Origin of the sequence: Brachybacterium huguangmaarense (genome assembly GCF_025725725.1) — a bacterium.
Classification (GTDB): domain Bacteria; phylum Actinomycetota; class Actinomycetes; order Actinomycetales; family Dermabacteraceae; genus Brachybacterium; species Brachybacterium huguangmaarense.
This window is the reverse complement of sequence record NZ_CP107020.1, coordinates 1129890-1141982: the sequence shown is the minus strand read 5'-3', so window position 1 is coordinate 1141982 and position 12093 is coordinate 1129890. Positions and strand designations below refer to the sequence as shown.

At 70.4% G+C, this 12093-nt stretch carries 9 protein-coding genes; 3 read left to right on the top strand and 6 right to left on the bottom strand.

Features of this window, described 5'->3' with window-relative positions; translation table 11 throughout:
- Positions 1 to 153 precede the first annotated feature (153 nt).
- From BRM3_RS05055 to BRM3_RS05045, 3 genes are read right to left on the bottom strand one after another with little or no spacing between them, the layout of a single operon-like run.
- The gene (locus tag BRM3_RS05055; RefSeq protein WP_263595000.1) at positions 154 to 1074 is read right to left on the bottom strand and encodes a carbohydrate ABC transporter permease; all 921 of its coding nucleotides are present in this window, start codon (positions 1072 to 1074) and stop codon (positions 154 to 156) included.
- Complete coding sequence (locus BRM3_RS05050; RefSeq protein ID WP_263594999.1) at positions 1071 to 1955, bottom strand: carbohydrate ABC transporter permease; 885 nt, start codon at positions 1953 to 1955, stop codon at positions 1071 to 1073. Before BRM3_RS05050 ends, BRM3_RS05055 begins: the two co-directional genes overlap by 4 nt.
- Entirely contained in the window at positions 1952 to 3355 is a 1404-nt protein-coding gene (locus BRM3_RS05045) for an ABC transporter substrate-binding protein (protein ID WP_263594998.1), read from the bottom strand. Before BRM3_RS05045 ends, BRM3_RS05050 begins: the two co-directional genes overlap by 4 nt.
- Positions 3356 to 4415: 1060 nt before the next feature.
- On the opposite strand from BRM3_RS05045, the gene BRM3_RS05040 reads away from it, so the two are divergent.
- Together BRM3_RS05040 and BRM3_RS05035 are read left to right on the top strand one after the other, a co-directional pair.
- Positions 4416 to 5741, top strand: coding sequence for an ISL3 family transposase (locus BRM3_RS05040; protein ID WP_263595400.1), 1326 nt, complete (start codon positions 4416 to 4418; stop codon positions 5739 to 5741).
- Positions 5742 to 6074: 333 nt separating this feature from the next.
- A complete protein-coding gene (locus BRM3_RS05035; RefSeq protein WP_263594997.1) occupies positions 6075 to 7886 on the top strand; it encodes an HNH endonuclease in 1812 nt (603 codons plus the stop codon).
- Positions 7887 to 8078: 192 nt separating this feature from the next.
- Here BRM3_RS05035 and BRM3_RS05030 read toward each other — a convergent pair whose 3' ends face one another.
- From BRM3_RS05030 to BRM3_RS05020, 3 genes are all read right to left on the bottom strand, one after another.
- Positions 8079 to 9026 carry an aminoglycoside phosphotransferase family protein gene (locus BRM3_RS05030; RefSeq protein ID WP_263594996.1) on the bottom strand — a complete coding sequence of 316 codons (948 nt, stop codon included), beginning with the start codon at positions 9024 to 9026 and terminating at the stop codon, positions 8079 to 8081.
- Positions 9027 to 9183: 157 nt separating this feature from the next.
- Positions 9184 to 10284: a serpin family protein gene (locus tag BRM3_RS05025; RefSeq protein ID WP_263594995.1), complete on the bottom strand. Its 1101-nt coding sequence runs from the start codon at positions 10282 to 10284 to the stop codon at positions 9184 to 9186.
- A gap of 15 nt (positions 10285 to 10299) precedes the next feature.
- Entirely contained in the window at positions 10300 to 10530 is a 231-nt protein-coding gene (locus tag BRM3_RS05020) for a hypothetical protein (protein WP_263594994.1), read from the bottom strand.
- A gap of 61 nt (positions 10531 to 10591) precedes the next feature.
- On the opposite strand from BRM3_RS05020, the gene BRM3_RS05015 reads away from it, so the two are divergent.
- Entirely contained in the window at positions 10592 to 12073 is a 1482-nt protein-coding gene (locus BRM3_RS05015) for a S10 family peptidase (RefSeq protein ID WP_263594993.1), read from the top strand.
- Positions 12074 to 12093 lie beyond the last annotated feature (20 nt).

Below are 12093 nucleotides of genomic sequence, written 5' to 3'. Positions count from 1 at the left end.
GCCTTTCCGTGCGTGAAAGACTAGCGGCAACGGATGTGCAATCACAATTCCAGCAGTGCGCACGATGGGCGGCGATTGTTCGCATTGTGGAATGCGAGGTCGCCCATTGTGCGCACTGCGTGGGGAACGGACTGCACAGCCGTCCCCGTCGGCTCAGCCCTTGACGGAGCCCTCCGTGAGGCCGCCGCGCCAGAACCGCTGCAGCACGATGATGAGGATCGCGAGCGGGATCACCGAGAGCAGCGCGCCACCCACCGTGAGCTCGTAGAACTCCGGGAGACGGTCGGTCTGCGCACGCCAGTTGTTCAGGCCCAGCGTGATCGGATACAGCCTCTCGTCGGCCAGCATCACGAGGGGGAGCAGATAGTTGTTCCACACCGCGACGAACTGGAACAGGAAGATCGTCACGATCGCCGGCATCAGCTGGCGCAGCACGAGGAAATGGAAGATCCGCATCTCCCCCGCGCCGTCCAGACGACCCGCCTCGAGCATCTCGTCCGGGATCGCGGCGCCCGCGTAGATCCGTGCCAGGAACAGCCCGAAGGGGCTCAGCAGCGACGGGATCAGCACCGCCCAGTAGGTGTTGGTGAGGCCGATCTTGCTGAACACGAGGAACAGCGGCAGAGCGGTCGCGGTGCCCGGGACGAGCACGCCGCCCAGGACGAAGGCGAAGATCGCGTTGCGTCCGGGGAAGTCGTACTTGGCGAGCGCGTAGCCGGCCGCGACCGAGAAGTAGGTCGCGAACAGGGCGCCCACCCCCGAGTACAGGAGCGAGTTGAGCGCCCACCGCGGGAAGGCCCCGCCGTTGGCCGTGAACACGTTCCGGATGTTCTCGAAGAGCTGGAAGTTGCCGCCGAACCAGAAGCCGTTGGTCCCGAACAGGGCGTCGGTCGACTTGGTGGCGTTGACGATCACCCAGTACACGGGCAGCAGGAAGTAGATCGCCACGATCACGAGCACCGCGGTGACGATGATCGTGGTGGTCGGCTTGGTGCCCGCGGTGCGGGTCTCATGCCCCTTCTTGGCGCCGCGCGCGGGAGCCCGCCGCACCGTGGTGTCGGTCGCCGTGCTCATGATTTCCTCCCGATGCGGTTCGAGATGCCGAGCGCCACGGCCGACAGGATGAAGGCCGCCAGCGCGATGATGACGGCCTCGGCGGACGCCATGCCGATGTCGTTGTACTGGAACGCGTAGGCGTACGCCGACAGGTTCGGGGTGTACTCGGAGTTGATGCCGGAGCTCATGGAGCTCAGCACCTGGGGCTCGGCGAACAGCTGCAGGGTGCCGATGATCGAGAAGATGATCGTCAGCAGCAGCGCCGGCCGGATCAGCGGGATCTGGATCGACGTGACGATGCGCATCGCGCTCGCGCCGTCGATCTTCGCGGCCTCGTAGATGTCACCGGGGATGGCCTTCAGCTGCGCGATGATGATGAGCATGTTGTAGCCGGTGTAGGTCCAGGTGACGATGTTGGCGATCGACCACAGCACCATGTTCGGTCCCAGGAAGTCGACGTTGATGCCGACCCATCCGAGGACGTCCACGATCGGGCTCAGGCCCGGCACGTACAGGAACGACCACAGGATCGTGGCGATCACGCCCGGGATGCCGTAGGGCATGAAGTAGGCGGCCCGGAAGAAGCCGGGCCACTTCGCCGAGGCGCTCTCGAGCAGCAGGGCCAGCACGGTCGAGGCGACGATCATGACCGTCACCTGCACCACGCCGAACAGCAGCATGCGCCCGATGGCGCTGATGAAGTTGTCGTTGGTCAGCGCGGAGATGTAGTTCTCCAGTCCGGCGAAGCGGCTGGTCACGCCCTCCTCGCCGAGCAGACCGCGCCGCTCGACCGTCATGAAGCTCTGTCCGATCGCGATCACGATGGGAAGGACCATCGTGAACAGGAACAGGAGCAGGAAGGGCGCCATCAGCGCCCACGGAGCCCATTTGCTCTTCACTTGGCCACCTCCACGTTCAGGCCGATCTTGCGCATGATGTCGGCGATGTCGTCCTGTGCCTGCGGCAGCATCTTCGTGAACGTGTTGGACCCGCCGACCACGGAGAGCATGCCGTCGCCCAGCCGGGCGTTGACGCGCTGCATGAGCGGGGCCCACACCCAGTCGAGGTTCTGCCCCTTGGCCATCGGGAGGATCACGTCCTCGTTGTAGTTCTGGCCGCTGAAGAACTCCGAGGGCTTCTCGCGCTCCTTGCCGATGTAGTCGGCCGACGGCGACCAGCCGATGCCCGAGTACTCGATCATGGCGTCGATGCCGGCGGGGTCCGTGCACATCCAGGTGAGGAACTCGAGCGCCTCGGCGGGATGCTGGCTCGTGGACAGCACGGCGGCCGAGGAGCCGCCGAGGCCGCCCGAGGCGTAGCCGTCCTGCCAGCGGGGCATGGGCGCGACCTTCCACTTGCCGGAGCCGTCGGGCACGCCCTCGATGAGCGCGTCGCCCCACGAGCCGCCGATGTAGGAGAGCACGTCGCCCTTGCCGGCGGCCGCCATCCACGGCGTCGAGAACGAGCCGTAGCCGGTGCCGATCAGCTGGTCCTTGATGATGCCGTCCCAGAAGTCGGCGACCTCGAGGGAGACGTCGTCGGCCATGTGCAGCACCCACGTGTCGCCCTTGGGCTCGAACCAGTTGGCGCCGCGCTGCATGGCCCACATGGGGAGGACCGAGCCGTCGCCCGGGTCGATCGTCATGATCGTCTTGCCGGCGTCCTTGACGTGCTGCGCGAGCTCACGGAACTCGTCCCAGGTCTCGGGCGGGGTCAGGCCCAGCTCGTCCTCGAGCACCTGGCGGTTGTAGAACATCGCCGCGGGGCCGGTGTCCTGGGGGATCGCCCACACCGAGTCGCCGATCTTGACCTGCGCGAAGGCTCCGGGGTCGAAGGCGCTCTCCTTGTCGAGGGCGCCGTAGCGACCCACGTCGGTGAGGGCGCCCGCGAGCGCGAACTCGGGGACGGCGCGCAGCTCCACCTGCGCGATGTCGGGGCCGCCGCCCGCGGCGACGGCCGACAGGATCTTGGCGTAGCCGCCCGAGTCGCCGCCGGGGATCCACACCGCGCGGACCTCGATGCGATCCTGGGTCGCGTTGTAGACGTCGGCGACCTTCTGCAGGTCCTTGAGCCACGCCCAGTACGTGAGCGTGACCTTGCCGGACGAGGCCGGGATGGTGGGCCCGCTGTTGACCGTCGCCGCACCCGTGCTCGTGCACGCGGCGAGTCCGGCGGCCAGGGCCGCGGCTCCGCCGCCGAGGACGGCGCGCCGACTGGTCGTTCGGGCACGTGAGCCGGACCGGGGCCGTGGCCCGGGTGGCGGGGAAGAAGCCGCCCGGTGGCGACGCAGTTCGCTCATCGCTCCTCCTTGAGTCGACCCTCAGTATGGCGCGCGACTGGGACGGGGGTCACATCAGGGCCGTGGAGCGGGCCGAGCGGGGTGGGGGGTGCGCGGGGGCTGGCGGGGTGTCGGCGGGGCGGAAGTGGGGACGGGAGCGGTGTCCGGCAGCGAGGGGCGGAGCGGGCACCGGGGCCCGCCGGGCGTCGGGGCGTCGGGGCGTCGGGGCGTCGGGGCGTCGGGGCGTCGGGGCGTCGGGGCGTCGGGGCGTCGGGGCGTCGGGGCGTCGGGGCGTCGGGGCGTCGGGGCGTCGGGGCGTCGGACGATCATCCCTTCTCACATCCCCGCCCGCCCTTCACCCGCCGCGACCGCCGACCTGCCCCCGTCGAGATGGCCTTTTCGGGCGGAATCTCCTTAGGATTCCACCCGAAAAGGCGATCTCGATGCGGCACCGGCCAAGGATTCCACCGGAAACGGCGATCTCGATGCTCGGGGAGTTCCGCCTCCAGCTGCAATCTCGCCACGGATCTCGATTCCGGCCTGAACGGCGACCTCGTGGCGACGGCGGATGGGCTCCCTCTCGACCGACAGGGCGGCGACGGAGCCCCGACTCGAGGTCGGACGGCATCCAGGGTGGAGAGTTCCCTGCCTCCGGGAGCCGCCGGGCCCGACAGCTCCGACAGCTCCGACAGCTCCGACAGCTCCGACAGCTCCGACAGCTCCGACAGCTTGGCTTACCACCTTTCCGCCATGGCATCTGTTCGTTCGTCGGCCCTTCCGTCACGGGGCCCGCTCGCCCCGATCGAGCACGGCCACCCTGCTCACTGTCTGCCACAAGTCCGCGCCCATGCTTGCGGATTCAGCTGCACCTGCCCGGCCCGAAGCCCGCTTCCACCGGAATGCCTCGACAGCCACCCACCGCCTTCCACCGTCCCATTCGACGTTCCCTCCCCACGCAGAGTTTTCCGGCTCTTCAGAGTTGAGTGTGGGTGCGCCGGTGGTGCGGGGTAGCTGGTGGTAGGCGTCGAGGTCCCGGATGATGAGCGGACTTCTACCTCTGCTCGCACCAAGGACCTCGACGATGCACAACCATAGTTGCGTATGCCCTGACGCGCTCGATCGCTGTGGGAGATGCGATCTTCTCCTGGACTTCCCCGGCCTTCACCTGATCGCGGTCTCGCAGGCTCCCTCAGGCCTGATGCTCGAGGTGGAGTCCTGCGATCCGGTCACGGGCTGCCCTGGCTGTGGAGTCATCGCGACTGGTCACGGCCGTGTGATGGTCGAGATGATCGATGCGCCCTGGGCCGGCAGGCCGGTGCGGATCCGGTGGCGGAAGCGCCGCTGGATCTGCCTCGAGGACATCTGTCCCGTGGCGACGTTCCTCGAACAGGATCCCGAGGTCTGCGCACCGCGGGGACTGTTGAGCATCCGTGCGGTTCGGTGGGCGATCAGCCAGCTCCGCCGTGAAGGAGCGACGATCCAGGGCCTGGCCCGGCAGCTCGGCACCACCTGGAACACGCTCTGGTCCCAGGTCCAGCCCGTCCTGACCCTGGCCGCCGAGGACCCGTCCAGGTTCGAAGGAGTGCATGTCCTGGGCGTGGACGAGCATGTCTGGCATCACCGTGATCCTCGCCGGCGTGGTCCGAAGGAACTCACCGGGATGGTCGATCTGACGCGCGGCCCCCACCCGACCGCGAGGCTTCTCGATCTCGTCCCGGGCCGATCCGGGACGGTCTATCGCAACTGGCTCGACGAGCGGGGCGAGGAGTTCCGGCAAAGTATCGACATCGCGACGCTGGATCCGTTCCAGGGATACAAGAACGCGATCGATGACCGCCTCGAGGATGCCACCTGCGTACTGGATGCGTTCCACATCGTGAAGCTCGGCGGGGCTGCGATCGACGGCGTCCGCCGCCGGATCCAGCAGGAGACCCTCGGCCACCGCGGCCGCAAGGGTGATCCTCTCTACGGGATCCGCAACGTCCTTCGCGCCGGCCGAGAACGCTTGACGAGCAGGCAACAGGTGCGTCTGGCCAGCGCTTTCGACGCCCATCCCGCTCACATCGAGGTCGAGGTCGCCTACCACTGCGTCCAGGACCTCCGAGACGTGTTCCACCAGCCCACACCCGCCCGGGGTCGTCGACTGGCCGAGCAGCTGATCGAGAAGCTGCCATCGTGCCCGATCCCCGAGATCGCGCGGCTCGGGAAGACGCTACGCCGCTGGAAGACCGCGTTCCTGGCCTACTTCGACACCGACGGCGCGAGCAACGGCGGGACAGAGGCCGTCAACGGGATCATCGAACTCGGCCGCCGCATCGCCAGAGGGTTCCGCAACTTCGAGCACTACCGACTCCGCATGCTCCTCATCACCGGCGGTCTCGACGCCTCACCCCACACTCAACTCTGAAGAGCCAGTTTTCCACATTCTCGAAAAGGTCTCCGGAGTGCGGTCCCGTTTGTCAGACCCTCTCGGAAGAATAGGGGCATGACGACAAGACGGGATCATTCGAGGGCCGAGGGCCCGGAGCGCGATGACCGCGCCCGGGCACTGGGCGCGGACGGTCCTGCCCTGTCGCGGTCGGGAGGGGGTGACGTTCCGGCGCGCGGCACGAGCACGAGGTCGATGCCCACCGAGGGAACGGCATCGAGACGCAATGACGGGTCGCTCCCGTCGAGCACCCGCGTGCCTTCGGGTACTGCCGCAACTGACGGCGACTGCACCGCCCCCGCTGATGATGCCTTGTCCCAGGTCCTCGCCCAGGCGGAGATGCTCAGCCGCGCCGGTGCGGCACGGGAGGTCGTGGCGTCGATCCTCGCGGGGGTGCTGGCAGCGGTGGAGGCCCCGGTGGCGATGCGTGATGGATTGGTCGACACCGAGCCCGGCTCTGCAGCCGAGGCCCTGGGTGTGGTCGCGGTCATCGATGAGCTCCGCTCCACCCTCGCGGCCCTGGACGCGACCTGGCAGGTCATGGCCGCGACCCGGATCGCCGACGCCGACGCCATGCGTGGCGTCCCGACGGCGGATCAGGGGCGCGCGGCCGCGCAGGAGCTGAGCCTGGCGCGCCGAGTCTCGCCGTCGGCGTCGTCGATGTCCCTGGCCGCGTCGCAGCGTCTGGTCACCCAGCTCCCCGGCACCTTCGGCCTGCTCGCCTCGGGGCGGGTCACCGAGCAGCAGGCCCGGGCGATCGCGGTCGCGCTCGATGACGTTGACCCTGATGTCGCCGAGTCCATCGATGAGGCCCTGACCGCCGACCCTGCACGCCTGAACGGTGTGGGGACACGGCGTCTGGGTGCCGAAGTCCGTGCTCTACGGGATGCGAAGGACCCGGATGATGCCCGGCACCGTGCCGCACGGGCAGCCCGCGGGCGGTGTGTGCGGACGCGCCTGCTGGATGACCACATGGTCGCCGTGACCGCCACGGTGCGAGCCGTGGATGCCAGCGCGGTGATGAAAGCCCTCCGTGCCGAGGCCGAGGCCCGTCGTGCTCAGGGGGCGATCGATGGGGTCCGGGCGCTCGAGGCTGATGCCCTGGTCGACGCGATCACCGGCGGTGATCGGGCATGGGACCCGTTTGTCTCGGGCGAGTCGCTGCCTGATGTGGAATTCGAGGGGATCCCTCTGGCCGTGGGGGTCATCGCTCCCGATGCAGAGGGTCGCGTCGAGATGCGGGACCGTGACATCCCCGGCCCGGGCCAGGGTGGTGACCATGATGTCTCAGGCCCGTACAAGGTGCGTGCCCCTAACTTCCCCGACACCAACCACCGTTCGACGGACCGCTACCGCCACCGCCGCATCACCATCGGCGTCGTGATCACCGACCGGGCATTGCTCTCCCCAGACGGGGCCGGGGAACTCGCCCACCTCGAGGGCTACGGTCCCATCCCCGCCCAGATCATCGCCGACACGTTGGCGGGGAAGCCACCGGGGTACAAGAACAAACCTGGCTGGGACGAACACCCCGACGCCTCCATGAACGCGACGATGAGACGGCTGTATACGCACCCCACGACGGGTGAGCTGGTGGCGATGGACTCGCGTGCCCGGGCGTTCCCTGCGTCGTTGGAGCAGATGGTGCGGTGGAGGGAGTCGACGTGCGCGAGTCCGTGGTGCAACGCCACCGTGCGTCACATCGACCACGTCACTCCGCACGCTGACGGTGGAGCCACGTCTTATGCGAACGCGCAGGGTCTCTGCGTCCGGTGCAATCTGCTCAAGGACCACGCCGGGTGGATCGTCACCCCCACCCGGGACAGTGACGGCGCGCCGGCGGTGACGTGGGCGAGTCCCGGGGGCGCGACCACGACCTGCCACCTCACACCACTCGGACCCCGCGAGAGCACCGACGATCCCTCGAATGTCGAGGCCGGGAGCCCAGGAGGCCACGGGGCCAGGACCACTGGCGACCCCGCCAGCCCTCCACCAGACCCCGGCGCCATCAGCTCGCCGCGCGTAGACGACGACTCCGACACCAAGGACCACCCGGCCGACCCATCCACTCCGGACGACACCGATGACCCTGGCACCGATGCCCCTCCGCTCCCCGACCCGTAGAGTCCGCGCGCTCCGGCGCAGCAGCTCGCGTGTTCAGGGACTCCCGCCTCCCTCGGCCGAGGCTCCGGTGCCGCCCGCCCTGGCCGATCCGGGCCAAGGCCGGACCAGTGCCGATCCGGCCGATCAAGTCCAGACCTGACCCGCCCCAAACCGGCCCTCAGGCTTTCCCGCCCGTCCGAGTCACCGTCACCGTCACCGGTCCCAGCGTTCCCGCACGGTCGCGAGCAGCGCATCGCGACGTCGGGTCCGATGCGCCCGCAACCCAGGCACCGTCGCACTGTCCGGGATCCGCGCCGCATCGACGAAGAACCCCAGGATCGCCGTGAGCATCGCCGTCCCCACCTCGCGCGGCACGCCATGGCGATCCAGCACGGCATCGAGTCGGCCGTTGACGTCGAGCACGCCCTGCGGGTCCTCGACCGAGGCGAGCAGCTGCACCGCATCGGCCACCCTGCTCCCCCGCGACGCCCACGCCCAGTCGACGAAGCGCACGGCGCCCGCCCGGCCATCCGCCCCGTCCCCCGCGATCAGCAGGTTGTCCGCTCGCAGATCCCCATGCACCAGGGTGTCACCCCCATGAGCGGCGATCCCCTCTCGCGCGGCCGCGCGCAGCGCCCCCAGACGCGCCGCGATCCACGGGTCCAGATCGGCCGGAGGGTCCGCCGCGACCCGCTCGAAGCCCAACAGGTCCTCGCCCAGCAGCTCGCCGATCGGCGGCAGGCCCGGCACCGGGCACGGTGTCGTATCCTCCTGCAGCTCGTCGAGCGCCGCGAGCACCGCATCGAGCTGGCCCGCGTCCCACGGCAGCTCGGGCACCGCCCCGGCGGCCGCCTCGGTCACGAGCACCAGCCACGGCCCCTCCTCGAACACCGCGAGCAGCGCCGGCACGGGCGCCGCTCCCGGCACCGCCGCGAGCACGTCCGCCTCCCGCCGGTTCAGCACGATCGAGTCGGGATTATCGACAGCGCGCACCGCCTTGACGAACACGGCCCGTCCCGAGACACCCCGCACGATCTCCGCGGTGCTGGGCGAGAAGCCGCCCGTCGCCCCGCGCGTCGCCACGACGCGCTCCCCGAGCACCCCCTCGACGCGCGCGTGCACGGTGTCGGGCAGGTCTCCCCAGGTCAGTCGCGTCGGCATCGGCCGATCATGGCAGGCACGACATCGTGCGGCCCAGCGGTTTTCCGCCTTCGCCCGAGCCGCCGGCTCAATCTCGGCTGGCCTCGGCCTCAGCTGGCCTCAGTCTCAGCAGGTCCCAGCCTCAGCCGCCGCCAGCCGCCGCCAGCCGGTCTCGGCCTCAGCCGTCCTCCGCGGTCGGGTCCCCGATCCAGCCGATCACGAGCGGGGCGGCCGACTCCACATGGCAGGCGACGTAGAGGAAGGGCCGGTCGAGCACGAGCTCATGCGGCTCCCCCGCATATCCCGAGGCCGCCGACCCGAGCACGGCGGTCGCGGCGGCGGCCTCCATGCCGTGCTCGTCGACCGTGATCACCGCCTGCTGCAGGACCTCGCTCAGGACCATGCCCCCGTCGTCGGCCATGCCGGAGAAGTCCGCCCCCTCGGCGAAGGCGCCGGTCATCCCGAGCTGCTCGAGCACCGCGCCGAGCTCGAGGGACGTACGCGTCGAGAACGCGGGCAGCGCGAGCTGGACCTCCGCCCCGTCGCCCTGGGCGAGCGCGGTCAGCAGGGCGCCCAGCCCCGTCGTGGGATCGGCGGCCGCCTGCGCCCAGCCGTCGAGCACGGCGCCCACCTCGGCGACGGGCTGCACGAGCGCGAGGCCGAGGCCGCCCCGGGCGCCCAGGAGGGTCGCGCGGCACAGCTCGTCCTCGTACCAGGACGTCGTCGTCCCGCGCAGGAGGCCGACGGGGACCGTCGAGCCGTCGGCGCGCGTGAAGGGGTCCTCGCCCTGGGGCTCGAGCAGGGGCGTGCCCCACGAGCCCGCCAGATGGAGCGCGTTGACGAGCACGATCACCGTCGACTCCGCGAGCACCCCCTCGCCGATGAGCTCCTCGATGAGGGAGTCCGTGGCCTTCTCGACGAAGGCGTTGATGTTCCGGCGCGCCTGCTCCCGCGACATCTCGTCCACGAAGTCCGCGGCGTGCGCACCGGCCCCGAGGTGCCGTGCGAGCGACTCGAGGTAGTCCTCGCGCACGGTGAGACGCTCGGACACCCAGACCCCGTCGGCGAGGGAGGCGGTGTCCGGCTCGGCGTCGTCCCCCGAGTCCTCCGCCGCCTGGTCCTCGCCGACCTCGGCGAGGGCGGCCGAGAGCGCGTTGGCGGCCTCCGCGAGCTCCTCGACGCCCGCGCCCAGCACGTCCTCCATCTGCTCGCGCGTGGTGCCCGCCGCACCGAGCGCCGCCATGGTCAGGGCGATCTGCGCCGAGAGCGGGGAGCACACGAGGTTCGTCGCGGATCAGTCCGCGGCCGCCAGCAGACGCGCCGTGAACGGCACCGCGAGGGGACCGGCCTGTGCGACGGGCCCGGGCTCCTGGCGCTCGACATCCGCGGTGAGCAGTCCCGCGTCCTCGTCGCCCGCCCCGCACGCGGCGAGCGCCGCCGCCCCACCGGCTCCGCCCAGGCCGAGCGCGGCCAGACGCACGGGTGCGGTCAAGGTGCTGCGACGTCGTACGAGAGCTGGTTCCATCGCCCCAGTCTCGCCGACCTCGCCCCACCGGACCACCCCCGGGGCCCGTACCATCGCTGGCATGCCCGACGATGCCGCCCGCCCCCACGCCGATGCGCCCGCCCCGGAGTCCCCTCGCCCCGAGGAGCCCCACGACAACCTCACGGTGACCGCGCACGAGCTGGCGCTCGACGGCGAGACCCTCCGCTACACCGCGACCGCCGGCACCTACGTGCTGCGCGAGGAGCCGCACGGGGAGACCTACGCCCGCTCGACGCCCTACGCCGAGCTCTTCGCGGTCAGCTACGTCGTCGAGACCGACCAGGACCCGTCCGAGCGGCCCGTCGTGTTCGCGTTCAACGGCGGCCCCGGCTCCTCGACCGTGTGGCTGCACCTCGGGCTGCTCGGCCCGCGCCGCGTGCTCGCGGGCGACGCGGCGAGCCCCGCCGCCCCGCCGTACGCGCTCGCCGAGAACCGCGAGACGATCCTGCGGGACGCGGATCTGGTGTGCGTCGACGCCATGACCACGGGGTTCTCGCGTCCTTCGCCGGGTGCCGCGCCCGACCGCCTGCACGGCTTCGCGGCCGACCGCGACCTCATCGCGAGCTTCATCCTCGAATGGCTCACCCGTCACGACCGCTGGACGAGCCCGATCCACCTGCTGGGCGAGTCGTACGGCACGACACGCGCCGCCGCGATCGCCGCACGCCTCATGGACCGCTACTTCGTGGCCACGAGCGGCATCGTGCTCCTCTCCCCCGTGCTCGACTTCGGCACGGTGTTCTTCACCCCCGGCAACGACGCCCCGTTCCTGCACTACCTGCCCACCTACGCGGCAATCGCGCACGCCCACGGCAAGCATCCCGGCCGCAGCCTCGAGCAGGTGGTCGACGAGGCCGAGGCCTTCGCCGAGCAGGAGTACCCGGGCCTGCTCGCACAGGGTCTGCGGCTGCCGCTCGAGGAGCGCGCCGACGCGGCCGAGCGCATCGGCGCCCTCATCGGCGTCGACCCGGCGTGGGTCGAGCGTGCCGACCTGCGCCCCGAGCATCTCGCCTATCTCGCCGAGCTGCTGCGCGACGAGCGGCGGGTCGTGGGCCGCATCGACGGCCGCTTCTCCGCGCCCGCCGGCGACGGCAACGCCGCGCAGATGGAGACCGACCCGTCCATCGACCAGCTCGCCCCCGCCTACACGGCCGGGATCAACCGCTACCTGCGCCACGACCTCGGCGTCGTCAGCGACGTCGTCTACGAGATCATGTCCGAGCGGGTGCACCCGTGGAGCTACCGCGAGTTCGAGAACCGCTCCGTCGAGGTCGCCTCGGACCTCGCGCGCGCCCTGCGCAAGCTGCCCGCGCTGCGCGTGTTCGTGGCCCACGGCTACCACGACGCCGCCACCCCGTTCCACGCCTCCGAGCACGTGCTGGCCCATCTCGCGATCGATCGCGACGACTACGAGGAGCGCATCCGCATCGCCTACTACGAGGCGGGGCACATGATGTACTGCCACGAGCCCTCCCGCCGGCAGCTCGCCGAGCACCTCGCCGCCTTCGTCCGCGGCGACTGACGACGACGGAGACCGATCGC

Excerpts from the sequence above, each read along its gene's own strand:
- BRM3_RS05020 (WP_263594994.1), bottom strand. The coding sequence starts at position 10,530 with ATGGAACCAGCTCTCGTACGACGTCGCAGCACCTTGACCGCACCCGTG.
- BRM3_RS05045 (WP_263594998.1), bottom strand. The coding sequence starts at position 3,355 with ATGAGCGAACTGCGTCGCCACCGGGCGGCTTCTTCCCCGCCACCCGGG.
- BRM3_RS05040 (WP_263595400.1), top strand. The coding sequence starts at position 4,416 with ATGCACAACCATAGTTGCGTATGCCCTGACGCGCTCGATCGCTGTGGG.
- BRM3_RS05055 (WP_263595000.1), bottom strand. The coding sequence starts at position 1,074 with ATGAGCACGGCGACCGACACCACGGTGCGGCGGGCTCCCGCGCGCGGC.
- BRM3_RS05030 (WP_263594996.1), bottom strand. The coding sequence starts at position 9,026 with ATGCCGACGCGACTGACCTGGGGAGACCTGCCCGACACCGTGCACGCG.
- BRM3_RS05015 (WP_263594993.1), top strand. The coding sequence starts at position 10,592 with ATGCCCGACGATGCCGCCCGCCCCCACGCCGATGCGCCCGCCCCGGAG.